Raw genomic sequence first — 21,161 nt, 5'->3', positions numbered from 1 at the left:
CCTCGAGATCGCCGACTCACCGCCGCGTCACGGTTCGGTCGGCCGCGATCGGAGACCGAGATCGAACGCGACCGGCCTCGTCGTGTGGCGCGCGAGCGGCCGACAGGTCGAATCCGATCTCGACCCCTTCTCGAGTTCGACTGTGAGGTTCTCGAGACGGGGGTCGTTTCGTAGCGCTTTTGCTGGTTGTCGGGAAACGACGCAGTATGACTACCCCCTGGGACGACTGGAACCATATTCTCAAGCTCGATCCGGACAAGGAGTTACCGGCGGGCGTGACCTACGGTGATCTCTGTGCGACCGGGACCGACGCGATCGAAGTCGGCGGCACCATGGGCATCACCGAGGAGAACATGAGCGCGGTCATCGAGGCCTGTGCCGAACACGACGTCGCGCTCTATCAGGAGCCATCGAACCCCGAGGTCGTCCTCGAGGATGACGCGCTGGACGGCTACCTCATTCCGACCGTCTTCAACGCCGGCTCGCCGTTCTGGATCACCGAAGCTCACAAGGAGTGGGTCCGACTCGAGGGGGACCTCGACTGGGACCGGACGACGACGGAGGCCTACGTCGTGATGAACCCCGAAGCCGACGTCGCGGAGCTGACGGAGGCCGACTGCGATCTCGGCGCCGACGACGTCGCCGCCTACGCGACGGTCGCGGAACACATGTTCGGCCAGGAGATCGTCTACGTCGAGTACTCCGGTATGCTCGGCGACGAAGGCGTCGTCGAGGCCGCCGCCGAAGCCATCGACGAGTCGACGCTGTTCTACGGCGGCGGCATTCACGACTACGACTCCGCGTACTCGATGGCCCAGTACGCCGACGTGATCGTCGTCGGCGACCTCGCACACGACGAGGGTATCGAGGCGGTTCGGGAAACCGTCGCAGCGGCGAACGACGCGTAGCTGCGACCGTTGGTCCCGTTAACGTGGCCTAAACTGTTTTGTCTCTCCGTGTCACACGACCCTGCATGAGCCTCCTCGCCGCGTTCGAGGCGTCGTCGCCGGCGCTTCTCCTCGGGCCGACGCTCGAGGCCCTCCCGTCGATCGACGTCGAACTCGAGCGCCAGTACGCCCTCGACCCCGAACGGCCGATCTCGTTCTGCTGGGTCCGCTACCGCGAACGTGAGCGACTGGAGCGCGCGCTCGCGGACGACGCCACGATCGCGTCGTTCGATCGAATCGGCGGGGTCGACGGGCGAGAACTGTACCGGCTCCACGGAAGCGAGACTGACGTCGTGGGGGCCTACCGGGAGTGGGTCGACGCCGGCGGCGAATTACTCGACTGTCAGGGAGCGGACGGGCGCTGGGAGATCGAGATGCGCTTTCCCGACCGCGACTCGTTCGGTCGCTATCACGAGTTCCTCGCGAACGAGGGCGTCTCCCTCGAGTTACAGCGGCTCGCCGACGACGACCGACAGCACCGGGGCCGCGACCGCGGATCCACGCTGACCGACGCCCAGCGGGAGGCGCTCGCGCTGGCCTACGAGTACGGGTTCTTCGAGGTTCCCCGCGAGACGGGGCTGTCCGAGATCGCCGCCCAGCTCGGCATCTCGAATCAGGCCGTTAGCGAACGGCTGCGGCGCGGCCAGGCGCAGTTGGTCGCGGACCGGGTCGTCGAGTGAGCCGCTGGATCCCGGAGAATCTCAGTCGACGAGTTCTCGGAGCCGGGGAATCGCGTCCGTCACGTCCTCGCGATGGACGACGTCCGCGATGTCGTCACAGGGCGTCGCCTCGAGGTTGACGATCCCAACCGTTGCACCGGTCGACGCGGCGAGTCGCGGGAGCGAGGCGGCGGGTTCGACGACCAGCGAGGAGCCGATCGCGAGGAAGACGTCGCTCTCGCGGGCGAGCGACCGCGCTCGCTGGATGACCGCACCCGGGAGCTGCTCGCCGAAGAGGACGACGTCGGGTTTGAACACGCCGCCGCAGTCACAGGTCGGCGGGAGTTCGCCGTTCGCGGCGCGCTCGAAGATCGGATCGCCGTCCCTGCGTTTCCCGCAGTCCGTACAGCGGACCCGCTGTGAGTTGCCGTGTAACTCGAGGACGGTCGGTTCGTCGTTTTCCCCGCCGTCGTCGATCGCCGCGGCCGCTTCGGCGTGGAGCCCGTCCGTGTTCTGGGTGAGGATCGCCTCGAGGTCGCCGTCCCGCCCCATCTCGGCCAGCGCCTCGTGGGCCGCGTTCGGCTCGTACGCCTCGTCGAACATCACTCGCTGGAGTTCGACGCGGTCCCGCCAGAACCCCTCGGGATCGCGCTGAAACCGGCCGTAGGTGAACTGTCCCTCGTCGAACCGGTCCCAGACGCCGTCGTCACCCCGGAACGTCGGCACGCCGGAGGGGGCCGAGATCCCCGCGCCAGTGAAGGCGACGACCGTGTCCGCGCTTCCGAGATCGGCTGCGAGTCGCTCGAGGTCGTCCATACCGGGTAATCGCGTTGGCCCGGCAAAACGGTTCGTCTGGAACCGTTGGATGCCGGTCTCAGACGAGTATTTGTATCGAATAGCTGCGTGCTACGGAGACGAACGTAACGACCCCCATGCTTTTATCGGATCTAGAGGAAGGTCGGTACAGATGGGGCAAAATCCTGCATGACACGACCGGATCGGAACGGGGATGCCGTCAAGGAACTCGTCCGACAGCACTGGAACGGGCGCGCGACGACGTTCGATGACGCGAGCCAACACGGCATCCACAGCGAGGAACAGCACGACCAGTGGCTGGCGGTTCTCCGCGAGTGGACCGGCGACGAGCCGCTGCAGGTGCTCGATATCGGGTGTGGGACGGGGGTTATTTCGCTGCTGCTGGCGGAACTGGGCCACGACGTTACGGGCGTCGACTTCGCGCCGGAGATGCTCGAGCGCGCCCGGAAGAAAGCCGAACAGGCGGGCCGGTCGGCCGATTTCTACCGCGGAGACGCGGAGGCCCTCGCGGTTCCCGACAACACCGTCGAACTGGTCACGGCTCGCCACCTCGTCTGGACGCTCCCGAACCCCGAGACGGCGATCGGGGAGTGGCAGCGGGTCGTCGAACCGGGCGGTCGAATTCTCGTGATCGAGGGCTACTGGAACCACGCCGAACCGTGGGACGAGTACGAACAGATCCACGACGACCTGCCGATGTACGACGGACGACCGCCCGAAGAACTGCGTGCGGTCCTCAAGCGGCGCGGTCTACGAGACATCGAGTACGAACCGCTCGTCGATCCGGTATTGTGGGGGCGGGAGCCACACCACGAGTATTACGTTCTGGCCGGCACGGTTTCCCAGTGAGCCGGGCGAGTCTGAGACCCGCCGATCGAACCGTCCCCGCGCTGCACCTACCGCTGTCGGTGCCGAACTCGGCATCGACTGCGGGTTTTGACGAACCCGCGACTCTCGGTGCGAACGACTGCGCTTAAGTTCCGCCTGCGTGAATCGGATGGTATGCAGGACAGAACCTACACTGCCGACGCCGAGCCGGGCGACGACGCGACGGTCGCCGGCTGGGTCCACGAGATCCGCGATCTCGGGGGCATCGCATTCCTGATCCTTCGAGATACGACGGGCAAGATCCAGATCAAGTTCGAGAAAGACGAGATGGACGAAGAGTTGGTCGAGACGGGACTGGGGGTCTCCCGCGAGAGCGTCATCGAAGTCTCCGGTGCGGTCGAAGAGGAACCGCGCGCGCCGACGGGCGTCGAGGTCACGCCCGAGTCCGTCGAGGTCGTCGCCCCCGCCGACCCCGAACTGCCGCTCGACCCCTCGGAGAAGGTCGACGCCGACCTCTCGACGCGACTGGACAACCGCACCCTCGACCTCCGCAAGGAGGAGGTCCAGACGGTCTTCGAGATCCGTTCGGACGTGTTGCGTTCGGTCCGTGACCAGTTCCGGGACTACGACTGTACGGAGATCAACACGCCAAAGATCGTCGCGACGGGGACCGAGGGCGGGACGGAACTGTTCCCGATCACCTACTTCGGCGAGGAGGCCTTCATGAACCAGTCGCCACAGCTGTTCAAACAGCTGGTCGCCGGCTCGAACGTCGAGCGGGTCTTCGAGATCGGCCCGATCTTCCGCGCGGAGGAACACAACACGCCGCGGCACTTGAACGAGGCCACCTCGATCGACTTCGAGGGCGCGTTCTGTGACCACACCGACGCCATGGACGTCGCCGAGGGCATCGTCAAAGCCGCCTACGAGTCCGTTCAGGAGAACTTCGGCGACCAGCTCGAGGAGCTCGACCTCGCCGAGGACTTCGCGGTCCCCGACGGCGATTTCCCGCGAATCAGCTACGAGGAGGCCCTCGAGCGCATCAACGCCACGGGCGAACTCGACGAACAGCTCGTCTGGGGCGACGACCTTCCGACGCCGGCCGAGGAGGCCCTCGGGCAGGACGTCGGCGGCCATTACTTCATCACCGACTGGCCCAGCGAGATCAAGCCGTTTTACATCAAGGATCACGACGACGATCCCCAGCTCTCGACCGGCTTCGACCTCATGCACCCGCGGATGGAACTGGTCTCGGGCGGCCAGCGCGAGCACCGCCACGAGAAGCTCATCGAGGGCTTCGAACAGCAGGGGCTCGATCCCGACCAGTTCGAGTACTATACCAAGATGTTCAAGTACGGCATGCCGCCCCACGCCGGCTTCGGGCTCGGCGGCGAGCGCCTGATCATGACGATCCTCGGGCTGGACAACATTCGGGAAGCTGTTCTCTTCCCGCGTGATCGTCAGCGTCTGAGTCCGTAGTGCGAATTCCTCGAAGAAAAATCGAAGGGCCGACCAGGCCCGGTCGGTCGTCGCTTATAGCTGGACGCGACGGGTCGAATCGTTGCCGGCGGCGTCGGTGACCCGGACCCTGACGTAGGTGCCGTCGTTGTAGTACGGCGGGTCGAGTTCGTGAGTCCCCGAGGCGCTCGAGCCGGAAACGCTCGTACGCGTACTGTCCAGCCGGTTGCTACTCGAGCCGAAGACGACGGACTGGACGGACGAGAGGTCACCGTTGGCGTCCGAGACGGACCACTCGACGGTGATGTCGTTGCCCCAGAAGCTCTGTTGGTCCACCGACAGCGAGTCGATGGTCGGCGCGGCGTCCTCGCCGCCATCACCGTTGTCACCGCCGTCGCCGTTCCGGTCGACGCCGGGCTGGAAGTTGCTGATGTACGCCTGCCCGAAGCCGGTACTCGACTTGTAGGTGGTGTGGCTGCCGACGGAGTCGCTGACGTCGACGTCAGCGTAGTTCGAGGGCAGCGAGCCGCCGCCGAAGCCACAGTCCGCTGGCCCGCTCCCGAGCCGCGCGATGGAGTCGTTCGTCGAGTAGTAGTTGCCGGCGAACGACGCGACCTGGTCGATGGCGTCGTGGAACTCCGTCCCCTCGCAGGGAACGTCGCTGACCTCGTAGGACCCGATGGAGTCGACGTTCGCGACCTGGAATCGGCCAGCCGCGGCAGCCATGAACTCGAAAGCGACGATCCCGCCCATCGAGTGGCCGAGGACCCGAATCGTCGTGCCGGGATTCTCCTGGATGTATCCCTCCATCCAGTCGGCGAAGTCCGCGCCCTGCTGGCGAGCGCTGGACTCGGCCGACCCTGGCAAGCCGCTGTCGTCCCAGGTGACCGCGGTTACCGTCTCGGTGTTGCCGAGCTGGCGGAGCGTGTCCTGAAGTGTCTGTGACTGACTGACGCTGGCGGACGACCCGCTGTAGCCGTGGACGTTGAAGATAACCTCGTCCTCGCCCTGCGGTGCCGCCGACACCGGCGGGATTCCGCCCCGCAGGTCTACCTCCATGATCTCGTCCGTGTCCGCGAGCGCCGATCCGGTCGTCGCGCCGACGCCCGCGGCCGCGACGGCGGCCGTTGCGGTGGTCTTAAGGAGCGTTCGTCGATCGATCGAATACGATTTGCCGGAGGTGTGCTTGTCTGACATACAACACATCCTTATTCCGGTACGAGCCGGTTGGTTTTTACTCCGCTATTCTGAGTGCATTCAAACCCCATCTGATCAAATATTACGGAGTAGTTGTTCTCGATCAACACTTCCAGCGACTAGTTGCCGGTCGAGGTCCAGCGCTGCTAGGCCCCGCCGTTCGAGGACCACTGGGCGCTCGCCGAGAGACGCTCGAGCAAATTCACTCCCGGACGACGAGCGTCGGAACCGGAACGCAGTCGGTGGCAACCGGATACCGGGCGCGAGAACCGGCCGACCCGTCGCCCGGATACTCGAGACGGGTACCGGTACGGTTTCGGACACGAGAGTGGATCCCGTACCGTCGTTCCGAAGGAATGCGTTGGCGAAGAAAAACGATTTGGACGACTCTCACTGATTTCGGATCGCTACTGGGGCGGGTGGATGGGATCGGCCGCGATTACTAGCCCCACCAGCTGCCGTCGTCGATTACCAACTCCACCAGCTGCCGTCGTCGTCGCCGTCGTCGCCACCGCCGCCGCTGGTACAGGAGCCGCTGTTGATCGCACCGGCGAGGTCTGCACCGACGGCATCGTCGCCCAGATACGCGAGGTGGCTGCCGACGCTGTAGGTCACGTCGACGTCGGTGTAGTTCGATCCGGGGTTGCAGCCCGCACCCTCGGTTCCGAGAGCGGTGTCGCCCCAGCCGCCGTAGGCACCGCCGACGGTCGAGTCGTTGTTGGAGTGATAGTTACGGACCTCGCAGGCGTTGCTGAGGCCGGGATTCCACGGGTCGCCACAGATTTCGGAGCCGTCGGCGGCCGCGCCGAGTCCCGCGACGGTCTCGATCTCGTAGCCGCTGCTGAGCTTGGTCGCGGTCCAGTAAACGCAGCGCCCACCGAGGGAGTGACCGACGAGGCGGATATTTCCGCCACCGGCATCGTAGAATTCCTCGACGAGACCGGCGACGACCTCGCCGACGTCCTCGGTGTCGGCCTCGGCACCGACGAAGTTGAGCGTGGTACCGGGCCACTCGATTGCAACGGTCTCGTCGGGCGTATAGCCGCCCGCCTCGAGGGAGTCTTGCACGTCGGTGGTCTGGCTCTCGACGGTGCTATCGCCGAACCAGCCGTGGATGAAGATGAGCACTTCGTCCGCGACGGGGATGCTGCCGTCGGCGCTCCAGCCGAGCCAACCGTCATCGACTTCGATCACAGTGGGGCCGCCAAGGAACTGTGCGGAGGCCGACCCGGACGCGGCGGCCAGTCCCGCGCCGCCGACGATGGTCGTTCCGGTCGCCTTTAGGAGTGTTCGTCGGTCGGTCGTCGATTCGTCGGTCGCCGGCTGTTCGCCAAGTTTGTCGTTGTCTGTCATGCGACGTGCAGTGGTATCACATGATAGACAATCCAACTTTCTCTTCTATATAGAGCGTATTTAATACAGTGGTGGGAGTTATCTATGGCAGTTGTGGTACGGCAGTAGTGCTGCCGTTCAGGCGAACGCGTCTCGGAACGACCCAACCTCGAACGGTCTCGGCGGACCGAGTCGCGTTTCCGGTGTGCGCGTTTGCTTCCCAATCGCGCGGTACGCGTAACCAGTTCTCGATCGGCCCGATAGGGAGTTGGATATCGAACCGGTTCGCGCCGCAAGTCTATCGCGATCGCGGAATCTTCAACGTTATATCGCTCCGGCCGAAAGCGGAGGCGTAATGCGCGAGGAGGTGACGGCGTTCGTCCCCGGTCACGTCACGGGCTTTTTCAGCACCCATCCGGACGACGATCCGACGAAAGCCGGCTCACGAGGCGCGGGACTGACGCTGACGGACGGTGTCGACGTAACGGTCGAGCCAGCGACGGAGACGACCGTCGTTCTCGACGGGACGGAAATCGATGTCGACCCGGTAGCGACCGTCCTCGAGACGCTCAACGCGACCGCTCGAGTCGAGGCGAACTCCGAACTCCCGCTCGGAGCGGGGTTCGGCGTGTCGGGAGCGATGGCACTCGGGACGGCGCTCGCGACCAATCGCGTCTTCGATCGCAAACTCTCGATGAACGAACTCGTCACGATCGCTCACGGTGCCGAGGTTCAGGCCGGGACGGGGCTCGGAGACGTGGTTGCCCAGGCCCACGGCGGCGTCCCGATCCGCCTCGAGCCCGGCGGCCCCCATCACAACGAACTCGATGCGATCCCCGCCCGCGCACGAGTGGAATACGTCTCGTTCGGCGAACGCTCGACGGCCGACGTGCTCTCGGGCGATACGGAAGCGCTGACCGCCGCCGGCCAGGAAGCGCTCGCGCGGGTCGTCGAGGAACCGACGTTGCTCTCCTTCCTGTACGCCTCGAGGCTGTTCGCGCACGATGCGGGGCTACTGACGGCACGGGTCTCGGAGGCGATCACCGACGTCTCGGCGGTCGACGGACAGGCGTCGATGGCCATGCTCGGCGAAACCGTCTTCGCGCTCGGGACGGGGCTATCCGATGCAGGCTACGAGCCCTCGGTCTGCGCCACACATCCGGCCGGTGCGATGCTCAAGTAGGGACCAGCTCCGCTCAGTGGCTACTATAGAGTCGTCGCAGCCCGTATTCTATCATCAAACAGCCAGCAATACGATCGAGTGTGCACTGCCGTTCGGCGCTCCCCTCGTCATCCGGTGACCGTTTTCGATCCCGGTTTCGTGATCGAACGTGACCGATACGAATCGGCACAGATCGCTTACCGGTGCGGCTCGAGGGACCGCACTTTTTATGACAGGTTTCGTACTGGTAGCCAGAACTTTATTATGATTCGTTCAAGTTATCCGGTCAAGTTTGACAATGGCTTCACGAACTGACTTTCACCAAAGCTTATTTCAGCTGTATGAACACTACGTCGGTGAACCCGACTCGAGCAAGGACGTCTACGGCTACTGGCTGTTCATCGTCGGCTACATCATCGGTGCCGCTGGCGTCGCGACGTTCGTGATCGGCTACGCGGGTGAGGGGAACCCCTACACGCTCATCCGCATCTCCGGAGTGACGGCGGCGACGGGGCTCGCGTTCTGCCTGCTCGGAATCGTCCTGATGTTGCCGGTTCGTCGACGGGGAATCCAGGCCAGTTTCGTCGGTCTGTTGATCTCGCTGGCGGGCGTCGGCTTTTTCGGGTGGGCGTATCCGTACAACTGGCGGCAACTCGGGACCGACTATAGCGTGGAGGTCATTTCGGTCTACACGCTCGGTATCGGGATCATCGCGGGCGTGACCGCGCTCGTTCCCGTGCTCACGGGACAGAAGGGGATGTTCGTCGCGGAGGAAGGGAAGACCGAAGATCCGCCGATTCTCACCGGAGACGCGATGGAAAGCGCACAGTTCGCCGTCTTCCGCGACGAGAACGGCGACTGGAAGTGGCACGTCCTCCACCTCGAGGCGCTGGCCCAGAGCAACGAGAGCGCCGTGACGCGGCCGGACGCCACGGAGGGTATCGAGCGCGTCAAGTCCCAGATCAGCTCCGCGGGGCTAATGGAGCTGACGACTTCGGCGTTCCGACTCTACGAGGACCGCGACGGCACGTGGCAGTGGACGCTCGCGCGGGACGACGGCTCCATCGTCGGCTCCTGTGCCGGCGAATTCGATCGGCGCGACGGCGCCGAGGAGTCGGTGAGCTTCCTGAAGGATCGGGGCCCCGACGCCGACGTGATCGAGATCGAGGGTGCTGCCTTCACCTACGAGGAGCGACGCGATCAGTGGTACTGGCAGCTGGTCGACGACGAACGCGCGCCGCTGGCCTCGAGCGAGACGGGACACTCGACGCAGGAACGGGCCGAAGACGCCGCCCAGACGTTCGCCGAACGGTTCGATCAGGCGCGGGTTCTCGACGTCGAGCACGTCGGCGTGGAACTCTGCGAGCGAGCCGACGGCTGGACCTGGCGGTTCGTCGACGCCGACGACGAGGTCGTCGCCAACAGCACGGACGAGTTCGACTCCCGGCGCGACGCCGAGAAGGCCGCCGAAGCGTTGCTCCCGGCGCTCGAGTCGGCGTCGGTCACCGTCGCCGGCGAACCGACCTACGAGCTCTACGAGTCCGGCGAGGAGTGGCGCTACCGGCTGGTCGACGAGACCGAGCACGTCGTCGCGCGCGGACCCGAGGGAACCCCCGAACACGACGGCTCGGCGGAGTGGGCCGACCAGTTCGGTGAGAACGCCCGCGAAGCGGACGTCGTCGAGATCGAGGACGCCGAGTACGAAGTGTATCCGGCGGCGGGGCCCAGCGCCGGTGGCAGTGCCGCATCCACGCCGGACGACGACCTCCCCGCGACGGTCGAAGAGCCCGAACCCGCGGCCGACGGCGGAACGACCGTCGATGCGCCCGACGCGGACGAGACCGGTCCGTGGCACTGGCGGCTCGTCACCGACGACCGGGACGTCGTCGCTGCGAGTACGGAGCCACACGCCGACGCCGAGACGGCGACGACGGCGATCGAGCGGGTTCGCCAGCAGGCCAGCGAGGCGGAGCTCATCGAGTTCGAGAACGCTGCCTTCCAGGTCTACGAAGCCGATTCCGGCGAGTGGCGCTGGCGACTCATCGACGAGGACGGAAACGTGCTCGCGGACAGCGGCGAGGAACACACCTCCCGCGGCGATGCTGCGGAAGCGATGATGACGCTGAAAGAGCAGGCACCCAACGCGGAACTCCTCGAGATCGAGACCGCGGCCTTCGAGCTGTTCGTCAACGAGGACGACGAGTGGGGCTGGCGGCTCATCGACGAGGCCGGCAAGCTCGTCGCGGAGGATCCGGCGACCCATCCCACCCGCGGAGCCGCGCGCCAGGCGATGAATCGGCTGCTCGAGTATCTCGACTCCGACGTGCGGACGATGGACCGGGCGATCTTCCAGACGTACGCGACGGAAGACTGGCACTGGCGGTTCGTCATGCCGTCCGGTGACACCGTCGCCGTCGACGGCGAGGACCATCCGACCCGCGACGAACTGGTCGACGGTCTCGACGACGTGCGCGACGCCGCCGCAACGGCTCGTCGCTCCACGATCGGCGACGTGTCCGTGCAGCTGTACGGCAACGGCGAGTGGCACTTCCGGCTGCTCGACCGCGACCGAGCGGAGATCGCCGACTCGACCGTCTCCTACTCCGATCGCGAGGCGGCGACCGACGGTGTCGACGCCCTCACGGCCCACGCGCCCGAGGCGCCGATCTTCGCGATCGAGGACGCCGTCATTCGCCTCGACGGCGACGACAGCTGGTCGTGGGAACTCGTCGACCGCGATCGCGAGGTGCTCGCCGAGGCGGTCGACTCCGCTGCGAGCAAGGACGAACTGCTGGACGCGATCGAAGCGGTCCGTCGGCTCGCGCCGATGGCCGGCCGCGTCGACTTCGACGTCGCCTCGTTCGAACTCGTCGCCGACGACGACGAACGCTGGCGCTGGCGGCTCATCGACGAGGACGGCCGCACCGTCGCGTCCGGCTCCGAAACGCACGAAACGGTCGACGCCGCGCGCGAGGCCCTCGAGAACGTCCGCGAACTGATCGAGTCGGCGAGCATCCTCGAGATCGACAGCGTTTCCTTCGAGCTGCACACCGCCGACGACGGCTGGGTCTGGCAGCTGATCGACGAGTACGGGACGACGATGGCGAAGAGCACGCAGACCTACGCGAACCGCACGGACGCCCGCGAGGCGATGAACGACGTGAAGGCGCAGGCACCCGACGGCTGGATCACCTTCACCGAGTAACTCCCGCACCGATTCGAACCGGTCGCGTACCGTTCTCTCTTTTTCATCGTTTCAATTCGAGAGACGTCATAGCCCGACCAGAACGGGATGGGCCGACTGCGTGTACGAGCAGCGTCAAGTCTGTCCCGTCGCTATCGAGCAGTTATGTGTCTCGAGGGACATGATCGAGCCATGAAATCGATGGGAATCCGACTCGAGTACGCTCCGGAGGCGATTCCACCGATTCACGAGGGAATCTGCGAGTCGCCCGACATCGACCGAGAAGTCATCGTGGGCGGTCAGTCGGCCGACGGCGTCGAGACGATCACGTCGTTCGTCTACGGCGACCCCACAGCCTACGAGTCGCTGTTGTGCGACCTCGAGGGTGTCCGCGAGTACGATATCACGCCGTCCGACGACGGCTTCTTTTGCTATCTCCGTCGAGACCTCGGTCCGGAGGGGCTGTCGTTGCTGAACGCGCTCGCACAGCGAACGGCCGTGATCGTGCCGCCGATCGAGGTCAGATCCGATCGGACGATTCGACTGACCGTCGTCGGGCATTCGTCCGCCCTCGCCGCCATGATGGAGGACGTTCCCGACGGACTGCAATTGACCGTCCGCTGGGTGAGCGACGCCGTAACGGTCAGCGGCGCGCCCGTTTCCGACCGCCAGATAGCCGCGCTTCGGGCGGCCCGGGATGTCGGATTCTACGAGATCCCGCGAGAGGCCGGTATCGCGGCGGTGGCCGCCGAACTCGAGTGTGCCGTCTCGACGGCCTCGGAACTCCTCCGCCGCGGCGAGGCGAACGCGGTCGAACGCGTCCTCGAGAGCGGACCGTAGTACGGGTCGATCAGCTATGGTAGCCACTGAAAGTCAATGTACACCTGATCGCACGGCAGCTTACGATCGGTGTGTGGATCGTTTCAGTGGCTACTATACCCGTCTCAGACCCGGTCGCGTTTCTCGCAAACGACGGTGTACATGGTGCCGGCCATATAGGTATCGACGATGTCGCATTCATCAAAGACGGCCTCGAGCGACGCCACAACGTCGCCGTCGGGATTCCAGTTCGCGTACCAGCGCAAGAAACGCCGGATGAGCGGGTTCAGGACTCGAGCGGGACCGTCGGAGATCGTCCCAATATCGAATACCGCAAACGTGGTGTCAGGGCGCAACGTTCGATACACGGTCTCGGTCGCGCGGCGGATGTCGGGCATAACGCTCAGGGAGAGCGTCGCCAGGGCCCCGTCGAACGGGTCGTCGAACTCGGCCGTCGTGGCGTCGGCGCAGCGAACCTCGACGTTCTCCCAGCCGCGTGTCTCGACCCGCTCGCGTGCTTTTTCGACCATTTCCGGGCTGTAGTCGATCGCGACGAGTTCGCCCGCCGGACCGATATCGCATCGAATCCGTTCGAAGTTGACGCCCGGTCCGCAGCCGATTTCCAGCACGCGGTCACCCGGGTGGAGGTCGAGCCGATCGATCGTCGCCTCGCGCATCGGTTCGAGATCGCGCTCGCTCATCTCGTACCAGTTACTCCACCGGTCCCAGACCGTCCGACTCCGCTCGAGGTGGGAACCGTAGTCATCGTCCGTCCTCGAGGCGCTGAGTGCCGAGTCGTCATCTCGTCGGTCTGTGGCCATACGTGGAGGTGGCTCCACTCGTGTGAGTAGATTCGCACGAAATGTATCGCGTCTTTATACGATCGACCGCGAAGGAGGCGAGTCGAGCCATGAGGCGAGGAGTGATCCGAAACCGGTCGGAATGGCGTCCGCCCGGGACCGAGCAGGCTGCGCCGTTCGACCTGACCGCGAGTACTCGTCGGATCGGTCTGTTTTTTATCGACCGAACCAAGTGATCGATCGTGACCGATTACGACAGCGTCTCCGCCGACGTCGAGCACGAGGAGGAGATCCCGGAGGACCACCCCAGATATCAGGACCTGCTCACTCGCCACCGAATCGAGCGGGGCGTCGAGAAAGGGATCACCCACCTCCAGGGGATGCACGCCGAAGGGCGGGGCAGCGCGTTCGACTACCTGCTGGGCGAGGAGACGATTCCGAGCGCCGACGACGCCGAACGGGCCGCCGCGGCACACCTCCTGCTCGCCGAGCGTCCCGTGCTCTCGATCAACGGCAACGTCGCCGCGCTGGTCCCCGGTGAGATGGCCGAACTGGCCGACGTCGTCGACGCCGACCTCGAGGTCAACCTGTTCAACCGAACGCCCGAGCGAATCGAAGCCATCGCCGACCACCTGCGCGAGCACGGCGCGGACGAGGTCAAGGGGCTCGAGGCCGACGCGCACATTCCGAACCTCGACCACGAGCGCTCGAAGGTCGATGCCGACGGCATCTACGAGGCCGACGTCGTGCTCGTGCCCCTCGAGGACGGCGACCGCGCCGAGGCGTTAGACGAGATGGGCAAGACCGAGATCGTGATCGACCTCAACCCGCTGTCGCGCTCGCCGCGGGTGGCCGACGTGCCGATCGTCGACAACATCATCCGCGCGGTGCCGAACATCACCGAGCACGCGCGGGAACTGGCGGCGGCCGACGAGGACGAACTCCGGGCGGTTATCGAGGGCTTCGACCGGGATCGGGCGCTCGAGGAGGCCGAGGAACGGATCCGGTCGGGTGATCTGTGAACCACCTCGAGGTCACGTCGTTCCAGAATCTTTGATTCTCGTAAATCGGCGGAGCTACGACGACCGTTCGGAACCGTATCCCACCGGCGTTTCGTGGGGCGATCCCGTCGCCTATCGAGCCCTGCCGCAAGTCACGCAGGCCGGGTAGCAGGGCAGGCAGTAGCCGGTACAATAGTTACCCGTCGGGAGCACTGACAGTCACGATATCGATGACTGAACTGACCGGCGCTACTGCTGACGGCGGCGCGATTCGACGACAGCTCGACACCGACCAGGAGGATCCGGCGGCTCGCCTCGTCGAAGTCATCGCTGATATCGATGATGTCGAACCGATGGAGCTCGCTCCGATATATTACCGTATCGATGGCCTCATCACTGGTCTCTTCTCGTCACCGTCACCCCTCGAGGCGAACGCGCACGTCACGTTTTCGTACGAGGGCTACCGTATCCGCGTCCACCAGGACGGGACGACGACGGTCCGCGAACTGTCAGCCTGACGCGTCTCGGGACCGCACGCGACTGCGTCGAGTCGGCTCCGAAGCCGTTCTGCTCCGCTCGCCCTCGATGGCCGCTCGAGTCGGGATTCAGGAGGTATAAATTCCTCCTCCGGTTTCCATCCACACATGGACGCCTACGAATTGCTGACGCGAAACGCCGAGGAGGTCGTCACCGACGAGGAGGTCCGCGACCTCGCGAAGGATCCCGAGGGCAAGCGGGCCTACGTCGGCTACGAGCCCTCCGGTGTGCTCCACCTCGGCCATCTCCTGACCGCGAACAAGCTCATCGACCTCCAGGATGCGGGGATGGAGGTCGTCGTTCTGCTGGCGGACGTCCACGCCTACCTCAACGAGAAGGGGAGCTTCGAGGAGATCCGGGCCACCGCCGAGCAGATGAAAGCCCAGTTCCTCGCCTACGGCCTCGACGAAGAGCAGACGGAGTTCGTCTACGGCTCCGCGTTCCAGCTCGAGGAGGAGTACACCCTCGACCTGCACCACCTCGAGCGCGAGACGACGATGAACCGCGCCCAGCGCGCGATGGCCGAGATTCAGGGCGACGAGACGGCGAAGGTGAGCCATCTGGTCTACCCGCTGATGCAGACCCTGGACATCGAATACCTCGATCTCGATCTCGCGGTCGGCGGGCTCGACCAGCGCAAGGTTCACATGCTCGCCCGCGAGAAGCTGCCCGAACTCGAGTACGACGTTCGGCCCGCGATCCATACCCCCATCGTCGCCGACCTCACGAGCGGCGAGGGGAAGATGTCCTCGAGCGAGGGGATCACCATCTCGATGGAGGACTCGACCGAGGACCTCGAGGAGAAGGTTAACTCGGCGTTCTGCCCGCCGACCCGGGACCCCGAAGGCGACCTCGAGAACCCCGTCCTCGAACTGTTCGAGTACCACGTCTTCCCGCGCTTCGACGAAGTCGTCGTCGAGCGACCCGAGAAGTACGGCGGCGATCTCACCTACGAGGCGTACGAGGAACTCGCGGCAGACCTCGAGTCGGGCGAACTCCACCCCGCCGACGCGAAGGGGACGCTCGCGGCCTCCCTCGACGAACTGATCGCACCCGGCCGCGAGAAACTGCGCGAACTGCGCTCCTGAGACCGACGCGTTTCTCGGTCGAAAGCCGCACGCTATTCTACCGCCTCTTGCCGCCGGGAGACGATCCAGCCGATTGAAGTGCCGGCGGCCCCCTTGCGAGGCTATGAACGAGACGAGACGAGCGGTTCTCGAGGCGCTCGCGGACGGGCCGGCATCGGGACCGGACCTGGCGGAATCGCTCGACATTTCGCGGGCGGCCGTCTGGAAGCACATCGAGGCGTTGCGCGAGGCGGAGTTCGCGATCGAGAGCGGGCCGAACGGCTACGAACTCGCGGCCATCGAGGCGTACAACGCCCCGGCGGTCGAGTTCGAACTCGAGGCACCGTTCTCGATCGACTACCACGATTCCGTGGGGAGTACGAACGATCGGGCGCGCGAACTGGCGGCCGACGGCGCGGCGGACGTGGCCGTCCTCGCGGACGAACAGACCGGCGGCCGCGGTCGCCTCGAGCGCGAGTGGGCCGCGCCGTCGGGCGGCGTCTGGGTGAGCGTCGTGACGCGCCCCGATATCACGCCCGCACAGGCCCCGTTGTACACGCTCGCGGCGTCGGTCGCCACGGCGACGGCGGCTCGAGAGGCGGGCGTCGACGCGCGGATCAAGTGGCCCAACGACGTGGTCGTCCCGGTCGGCGACGACGGCGACTATCGGAAGCTCGCGGGGATTCTCACGGAGATGGAGGGCCAGACGGATCGGGTCGACTGGCTCGTCGTCGGGATCGGGATCAACGCGAACCTCGACGCTGACGCGCTGCCCGAGGGGGCGACCACCGTCCGCGACGAGGCCGACGATGTCGATCGCCGACGATTCGTCCAGCGCCTGCTCGAGGAGTTCGAGCGGTATCGGACCGACCTCGAAGCCGTCGTTCCGGCGTGGCGGGACCTCGCGCTGACGCTCGGCCAGCGCGTGCGAGTCGATCGACCAGCGGGCGAGATCGTCGGCGACGCAGTCGACGTAACGGAATCGGGGTCGCTCGTGGTCGAGACCGACGACGACCGAGTGACGGTCGCTGCGGGAGACTGTGAACACCTACGCCCCGTCTGAGTGATGGCGAGTACGACGGACTCGAGGACTGATCACGAAACTCGCGGGTAACTCGCGGCAACGACAGTCACTCGAGGATCGGATAAAACGTTGTTTTCCGGAGGTTCGACGGCGCTGCGGTCTCAGACTGTCAGCAGGATCGAGCTCGCGGCCGCGGCGACGACCCACCCTGCGCCCGTCCACGACAGCACGAAAAACGCCTCTCGAGCGCTGGCTTCCGTCCACCCGGAACTCACGTCGAGGTGGTCTTGCATCCCCTCGATGGTTCGTCCGAGACCGACCGCCGTCGACCAGGCGGTGACGCCGAACCCGAGGACGAGCGCGCCGAGCGCGAACGCCGTGTCGGTCGCGGTTCGCGACGACCAGACCGTCAGCAACCCTAGCGAGACGACTGTCCCGAGCACGGCACCGACGGCCACCCAGCGAGCGGCGGCGACCACGAGTCGGCGGGCCCGCTCGAGGCGAGCCGGCGAGACGGGGACGCCGGAATCAGTCGACGGCATCTCGCATGCGGGGGTCGAGGGCGTCTCGCATCCCGTCGCCGAGGAGGTTGAACCCGAGCACGGTGAGCGCGAGGAACAGGCCGGGGAAGAACGACCACCACCACGCGCCCGAGAACAGGCCGTGCTCGACCCCCTCAGAAAGCATCATCCCCCACGACGGGTCGCCGCGGCTCGCGCCGAATCCGAGGAACGACAGCGCCGCGATGTCGATGATGGCCAGACCGTAGTTCAGCGTGGACTGGACGGTGATCGGCGCCAGGCAGTTCGGCAGGACGTGGCGAATCAACAGCCGCGGGTCGGTCGCACCGAGCGCGCGCGTCGCCTCGATGTACTCGTCCTCGAGGACTTTCAGCGCCGCCCCGCGCACGACGCGGGCGAACCGCGGCGTGTACACGAGCGTGAGCGCGATGACCGCGCGCCACAGCCCCATCGACTCGGGGAAGATGGTGACGAGCGCGAGCGCCAGCAGCAGCGACGGGAACGAGAGGAGCACGTCCATCGTCCGCATGATGACGTTGTCGGTGAGGTCGCCGTAGTACGCCGCGACGATGCCGGCGGTGATGCCGAGGACCGTAGACGCGAGGACGGTCGCGGTCCCGAACTTCAGCGCGTACCACGCGCCGTACAGCACGCGCGGGAAGATGTCGCGGGCCTGCCCGTCGGTCCCGAACCAGAACTCGGTGCTCGGTCCCGTCTTCGTCGGGTTCGTTTCGAAGGTCGTGGCGACGATGGCGTCGTGGTCGTAGGCGAATCGAGCGTAGATAGCGACGACGAACATCCCGACGATGAGGCCGAGGCCGATAAGGGCGATGCGATTCGATAGCAGTTCCGTGAGGAACGGATTCGTGCGGAGTCGCTCGACGGTGCTGCGTTCGACGTCCGCTGATTTGGTTTCCGTGCTCATTGGTCAATCCGTGGATCGAGGATGGAGTACGTAATGTCGACGAAGAGGTTCACTATCGTGTACATGAACGCGAAGACGAGGACGGTCGCTTGAACCACCGGGTAATCGCTCCTGTTGATCGCATCCACGAGCAGCGTCCCGATACCGTTGATCTCGAAGACGGTCTCGGTCAGCACGGAGCCGCCGAGCATCGAGCCGAACTGGATACCGATGATGGTAATAACGGGAATAAAGGCGTTCCGGAGCCCGTGTTTCATGATCGTCGTCTTCGCGCCCTGACCTTTCGCGCGGGCCGTCCGCATGTAGTCCTGTCTGACGACCTCGAGCATCGACGACCGCATCATCCGGGAGATGAACGCCATCGAGTAGATGCCGAGTACGAGGACGGGCATGACCAGGTGGCGAGCTGCGGACTGAAACGCCGCCATGTCTCCCGCCAGAAGGGTATCGACGAGGATGAACCCGGTCCTCGAGTCGATGAAGTGCGTCGACCCGATGCGACCGCTCGTCGGGAGGATGCCCAGAATCTGTGCGAACAGCAGGATCAGGAGCGGTCCGCTCCAGTAGATGGGGATACTGATGCCCGCGAGCGCACCGATTCGGGAGAAGTGATCGGTCAGCGTGTCCTTCTTGACGGCGCTCAGAATCCCGAGCGGGAGCCCGAACAGTAAGCCTGCGATCTGTCCGAGAATAGCGAGCTCGATGGTGATGGGAAGCCGATCGGCGAGGATTTCACTGACGTCGGTGCCGCGCCGGATCTGGTAGGACTGTCCGAAGTCGAGCGTCGCAGTGTCCTGCAGGAATCGGACGTACTGCTGCCATAGCGGATCGTTGAGTCCGAGATCCGTCCGGATCTGCTCGACGAACTCCTGGCTCGGGTTTTTGCCCGCGATGGCTACCGCAGGATCACCCGGTGAGAGATGGAGGATGGCGAAGACTACTGTCGCCACTCCGAACAGCACCGGACCGAGCAACAGCAGTCGTTTGGCAATGAACCGCTTTGATACCATTATTCGGAGGTAAGTTTGATACCTTAAAAATCTCCCGTCAGCCGGACGCCTTACTCGAGTTCAACCAGATGGAGGTGCGGGCCACCGATTGCCGATATCTCGTAATTGCTTACATTCTCCCGGACGCCGCGGATCTCGTCGGCGTAGTCGATGTAGACCCACGGTGCCTCGTCGTGAGCGATCTGGGCCGCCTCGTGGTAGAGTTCGGTACGTCCCTCCTGGTCTTCCGTCCGCTGGGCTTCCTCGACGAGGTCCATGAACTCTTGATTCGCCCACGCGCTCCGGTTGGACGTGTTGTAGCCCTCCGTCCCCCAGTCAACCCAGTCCTGCCCGTCGGGAGAGTCGACCTGCGGGTGAAGGAGGACGTAGTAGAAGTTGTCCGGGTCGGCGTTGTCCGTATACCAACCGGCCAGAGACGCGTCGTGCTTCCCTTCGGCAGTGTACGTGAGGTAGTTTGCGAACTGCCGCTCGTCGATCGTAACGTCGATGCCGATCTCGCCGAGATTCGTCCGGATGGTCTCCGCCGTCGAACCCGGCGCCGGATTGTAGCCGCGGGCGTTCTGGAAGGTCGTCAGCTCGAAAGCGAACCCGTCACCGTAGCCGGCCTCATCTAGCAGGGATTGTGCTTCGTCAGTGTCGTAGGCGTACGGACTGAGGTCGTCGTTGTGTCCGAAGAGGGCCGGCGGGCACGGCTGGTCGGCTTGTTCGGCGATGCCCGAATAGACTTCGTTGACGATGGATTCGGTGTCGATAGCGTAACTGATCGCCTGCCGGACCCGGGGATCACGGAACTCCTCCACGCGGGACTGGTTGAACGACATGTACCCGATATTGATGCCCTGCCCGGACTGGACTTCGACGCCGTCGGCGTCCTCGACGCTTCCGATGTTGTCGGGCCCGAGGTTGTCGATGATCTCCAGTTCCCCTTCGACGAGGGCCTGCGTGCGCGTGGAATTCTGTCCTTTCTCGATGAACAGGAGTTCGTCCACGTTCGGACCGTCTCCCCAGTAGTTGTCGTTGGGTGTGAGCAGGATGCGGCCGTTCGAGTTGTCGAGTTCCTCGAGCTGGAACGGGCCGGTACCGTTGGCATCCGCGTTGAAGTCAAAGCCGTCCTCGATGCCGTCCTTCGGGAGAACGACGGCAGCGAACATCGCGAGGTTGCGCAGGAACGGCGCGTACGACTGGGTGAGCGTGATGTTCAGCGTGTAGTCGCCGTCGGCCTCGACTGAGTCGATCCAGCTCCCGAGCGTGAACGGCCCGTACGCGGACGCTTCATCGGAGTGGTGCTCGTAGTCCTCGTCGACGAACCGTCGGTAGGTCGCGATGAAGTCGTCTGCGGTGAAGTCGGTGCCGTCGTCGAACTGCGCGTCCTCACGCAGTTCGAGCGTGACCTCCTCGCCGTCCATCGACCAGTCGGTTGCGAGGCTTTCCGTGATGGCCGCTTCGCCGGGTTCGAAATCGATGAGACCATCGTAAATCTGATTGGTGACTTTCGAAACCTCGCCGCTGGTTGTGGCCTGCGGGTCGAGGGTGCCCGAGTGCGAGCTGCGGCCGTACCGGAGCGTGCCGCTGCTATCACCACTACCGCCGAGACAACCGGAAATGGAGCTCGCCGCAGTTGCAACGACCGTCGCACTGCCGGCAGACTTCAAGAAACTACGCCTGGATACCTGACTGCCATTACCTGACATAAGACTATCCCTTGCGTCAACAAGGATAATACTTCCGGCTGAGATTGTTGACAGACTATACCTAATATAGTTCCATATTCTCCTATTGTTAATTTAATAGATAAAGCGGAGAACATCGCAGTCTGATCGATGTCGGCCTCTGATTCGCGCCGCCAACGCGTCCCATCGAATCAACGGCGAACG

At 64.8% G+C, this 21,161-nt stretch carries 19 protein-coding genes; 11 read left to right on the top strand and 8 right to left on the bottom strand.

The annotated features are described in order from the left end of the window. The first annotated feature begins 206 nt into the window (after positions 1–206). Entirely contained in the window at positions 207–908 is a 702-nt protein-coding gene (locus LDH74_RS12085; protein WP_226038979.1) for a phosphoglycerol geranylgeranyltransferase, read from the top strand. A gap of 65 nt (positions 909–973) precedes the next feature. After that, entirely contained in the window at positions 974–1,627 is a 654-nt protein-coding gene (locus LDH74_RS12080) for a helix-turn-helix domain-containing protein (protein WP_226038978.1), read from the top strand. Positions 1,628–1,648: 21 nt separating this feature from the next. Here the strand turns inward: LDH74_RS12080 and LDH74_RS12075 are convergent, their stop codons facing one another. Further along, positions 1,649–2,422, bottom strand: a complete 774-nt coding sequence (locus LDH74_RS12075) for a Sir2 family NAD-dependent protein deacetylase (protein WP_226038977.1) — start codon at positions 2,420–2,422, stop codon at positions 1,649–1,651. A gap of 168 nt (positions 2,423–2,590) precedes the next feature. On the opposite strand from LDH74_RS12075, the gene LDH74_RS12070 reads away from it, so the two are divergent. After that, positions 2,591–3,271, top strand: a complete 681-nt coding sequence (locus LDH74_RS12070; protein WP_226038976.1) for a methyltransferase domain-containing protein — start codon at positions 2,591–2,593, stop codon at positions 3,269–3,271. A 153-nt stretch (positions 3,272–3,424) separates the two neighbouring features. Continuing rightward, positions 3,425–4,729, top strand: a complete 1,305-nt coding sequence (aspS, locus tag LDH74_RS12065; RefSeq protein WP_226038975.1) for an aspartate--tRNA(Asn) ligase — start codon at positions 3,425–3,427, stop codon at positions 4,727–4,729. A gap of 54 nt (positions 4,730–4,783) precedes the next feature. On the opposite strand, the gene LDH74_RS12060 is transcribed toward aspS, so the two are convergent. Together LDH74_RS12060 and LDH74_RS12055 are read right to left on the bottom strand one after the other, a co-directional pair. Further along, the gene (locus tag LDH74_RS12060; protein ID WP_226038974.1) at positions 4,784–5,905 is read right to left on the bottom strand and encodes an alpha/beta hydrolase; all 1,122 of its coding nucleotides are present in this window, start codon (positions 5,903–5,905) and stop codon (positions 4,784–4,786) included. Positions 5,906–6,373: 468 nt separating this feature from the next. Beyond that, positions 6,374–7,258: an alpha/beta fold hydrolase gene (locus LDH74_RS12055; protein ID WP_226038973.1), complete on the bottom strand. Its 885-nt coding sequence runs from the start codon at positions 7,256–7,258 to the stop codon at positions 6,374–6,376. 334 nt (positions 7,259–7,592) lie between these two features. On the opposite strand from LDH74_RS12055, the gene LDH74_RS12050 reads away from it, so the two are divergent. The 3 genes from LDH74_RS12050 to LDH74_RS12040 all read left to right on the top strand — a co-directional run bounded on the left by LDH74_RS12050 (position 7,593) and on the right by LDH74_RS12040 (position 12,423). Beyond that, positions 7,593–8,420, top strand: a complete 828-nt coding sequence (locus LDH74_RS12050; protein ID WP_226038972.1) for a pantoate kinase — start codon at positions 7,593–7,595, stop codon at positions 8,418–8,420. Between the two features lie 277 nt (positions 8,421–8,697). Further along, a complete protein-coding gene (locus tag LDH74_RS12045; RefSeq protein WP_226038971.1) occupies positions 8,698–11,604 on the top strand; it encodes a DUF1508 domain-containing protein in 2,907 nt (968 codons plus the stop codon). 171 nt (positions 11,605–11,775) lie between these two features. After that, on the top strand, positions 11,776–12,423 hold the full coding sequence (locus LDH74_RS12040; protein WP_226038970.1) for a helix-turn-helix domain-containing protein: 648 nt from the start codon (positions 11,776–11,778) through the stop codon (positions 12,421–12,423). A 104-nt stretch (positions 12,424–12,527) separates the two neighbouring features. Here LDH74_RS12040 and LDH74_RS12035 read toward each other — a convergent pair whose 3' ends face one another. Further along, positions 12,528–13,223 carry a methyltransferase domain-containing protein gene (locus LDH74_RS12035; protein WP_226038969.1) on the bottom strand — a complete coding sequence of 232 codons (696 nt, stop codon included), beginning with the start codon at positions 13,221–13,223 and terminating at the stop codon, positions 12,528–12,530. 221 nt (positions 13,224–13,444) lie between these two features. On the opposite strand from LDH74_RS12035, the gene LDH74_RS12030 reads away from it, so the two are divergent. The 4 genes from LDH74_RS12030 to LDH74_RS12015 all read left to right on the top strand — a co-directional run bounded on the left by LDH74_RS12030 (position 13,445) and on the right by LDH74_RS12015 (position 16,870). Next, positions 13,445–14,224, top strand: a complete 780-nt coding sequence (locus LDH74_RS12030; protein ID WP_226038968.1) for a 4-phosphopantoate--beta-alanine ligase — start codon at positions 13,445–13,447, stop codon at positions 14,222–14,224. A 209-nt stretch (positions 14,225–14,433) separates the two neighbouring features. After that, a complete protein-coding gene (locus LDH74_RS12025) occupies positions 14,434–14,721 on the top strand; it encodes a HalOD1 output domain-containing protein (RefSeq protein ID WP_226038967.1) in 288 nt (95 codons plus the stop codon). Between the two features lie 126 nt (positions 14,722–14,847). Further along, positions 14,848–15,828: a tyrosine--tRNA ligase gene (locus LDH74_RS12020; RefSeq protein WP_226038966.1), complete on the top strand. Its 981-nt coding sequence runs from the start codon at positions 14,848–14,850 to the stop codon at positions 15,826–15,828. A 103-nt stretch (positions 15,829–15,931) separates the two neighbouring features. Continuing rightward, positions 15,932–16,870: a biotin--[acetyl-CoA-carboxylase] ligase gene (locus LDH74_RS12015; RefSeq protein WP_226038965.1), complete on the top strand. Its 939-nt coding sequence runs from the start codon at positions 15,932–15,934 to the stop codon at positions 16,868–16,870. 122 nt (positions 16,871–16,992) lie between these two features. On the opposite strand, the gene LDH74_RS12010 is transcribed toward LDH74_RS12015, so the two are convergent. From LDH74_RS12010 to LDH74_RS11995, 4 genes are read right to left on the bottom strand one after another with little or no spacing between them, the layout of a single operon-like run. After that, positions 16,993–17,373, bottom strand: a complete 381-nt coding sequence (locus LDH74_RS12010) for a hypothetical protein (protein WP_226038964.1) — start codon at positions 17,371–17,373, stop codon at positions 16,993–16,995. Beyond that, positions 17,360–18,277: an ABC transporter permease gene (locus LDH74_RS12005; protein WP_226038963.1), complete on the bottom strand. Its 918-nt coding sequence runs from the start codon at positions 18,275–18,277 to the stop codon at positions 17,360–17,362. The genes LDH74_RS12010 and LDH74_RS12005 overlap by 14 nt, the downstream gene beginning before the upstream one ends. Beyond that, entirely contained in the window at positions 18,274–19,287 is a 1,014-nt protein-coding gene (locus tag LDH74_RS12000) for an ABC transporter permease (RefSeq protein ID WP_226038962.1), read from the bottom strand. The genes LDH74_RS12005 and LDH74_RS12000 overlap by 4 nt, the downstream gene beginning before the upstream one ends. Positions 19,288–19,337: 50 nt before the next feature. After that, a complete protein-coding gene (locus tag LDH74_RS11995) occupies positions 19,338–20,978 on the bottom strand; it encodes an ABC transporter substrate-binding protein (RefSeq protein ID WP_226038961.1) in 1,641 nt (546 codons plus the stop codon). Positions 20,979–21,161 lie beyond the last annotated feature (183 nt).

Source organism: Natrinema sp. DC36 (genome assembly GCF_020405225.1).
Classification (GTDB): domain Archaea; phylum Halobacteriota; class Halobacteria; order Halobacteriales; family Natrialbaceae; genus Natrinema.
This window is presented reverse-complemented; position numbering and strand designations above follow the sequence as displayed.

Coding starts and splice junctions, on each gene's coding strand:
- LDH74_RS12085 (WP_226038979.1), top strand. CDS start 207: ATGACTACCCCCTGGGACGACTGGAACCATATTCTCAAGCTCGATCCG.
- LDH74_RS12080 (WP_226038978.1), top strand. CDS start 974: ATGAGCCTCCTCGCCGCGTTCGAGGCGTCGTCGCCGGCGCTTCTCCTC.
- LDH74_RS12075 (WP_226038977.1), bottom strand. CDS start 2,422: ATGGACGACCTCGAGCGACTCGCAGCCGATCTCGGAAGCGCGGACACG.
- LDH74_RS12070 (WP_226038976.1), top strand. CDS start 2,591: ATGACACGACCGGATCGGAACGGGGATGCCGTCAAGGAACTCGTCCGA.
- aspS (WP_226038975.1), top strand. CDS start 3,425: ATGCAGGACAGAACCTACACTGCCGACGCCGAGCCGGGCGACGACGCG.
- LDH74_RS12060 (WP_226038974.1), bottom strand. CDS start 5,905: ATGTCAGACAAGCACACCTCCGGCAAATCGTATTCGATCGATCGACGA.
- LDH74_RS12055 (WP_226038973.1), bottom strand. CDS start 7,258: ATGACAGACAACGACAAACTTGGCGAACAGCCGGCGACCGACGAATCG.
- LDH74_RS12050 (WP_226038972.1), top strand. CDS start 7,593: ATGCGCGAGGAGGTGACGGCGTTCGTCCCCGGTCACGTCACGGGCTTT.
- LDH74_RS12045 (WP_226038971.1), top strand. CDS start 8,698: ATGGCTTCACGAACTGACTTTCACCAAAGCTTATTTCAGCTGTATGAA.
- LDH74_RS12040 (WP_226038970.1), top strand. CDS start 11,776: ATGAAATCGATGGGAATCCGACTCGAGTACGCTCCGGAGGCGATTCCA.
- LDH74_RS12035 (WP_226038969.1), bottom strand. CDS start 13,223: ATGGCCACAGACCGACGAGATGACGACTCGGCACTCAGCGCCTCGAGG.
- LDH74_RS12025 (WP_226038967.1), top strand. CDS start 14,434: ATGACTGAACTGACCGGCGCTACTGCTGACGGCGGCGCGATTCGACGA.
- LDH74_RS12020 (WP_226038966.1), top strand. CDS start 14,848: ATGGACGCCTACGAATTGCTGACGCGAAACGCCGAGGAGGTCGTCACC.
- LDH74_RS12015 (WP_226038965.1), top strand. CDS start 15,932: ATGAACGAGACGAGACGAGCGGTTCTCGAGGCGCTCGCGGACGGGCCG.
- LDH74_RS12010 (WP_226038964.1), bottom strand. CDS start 17,373: ATGCCGTCGACTGATTCCGGCGTCCCCGTCTCGCCGGCTCGCCTCGAG.
- LDH74_RS12005 (WP_226038963.1), bottom strand. CDS start 18,277: ATGAGCACGGAAACCAAATCAGCGGACGTCGAACGCAGCACCGTCGAG.
- LDH74_RS12000 (WP_226038962.1), bottom strand. CDS start 19,287: ATGGTATCAAAGCGGTTCATTGCCAAACGACTGCTGTTGCTCGGTCCG.
- LDH74_RS11995 (WP_226038961.1), bottom strand. CDS start 20,978: ATGTCAGGTAATGGCAGTCAGGTATCCAGGCGTAGTTTCTTGAAGTCT.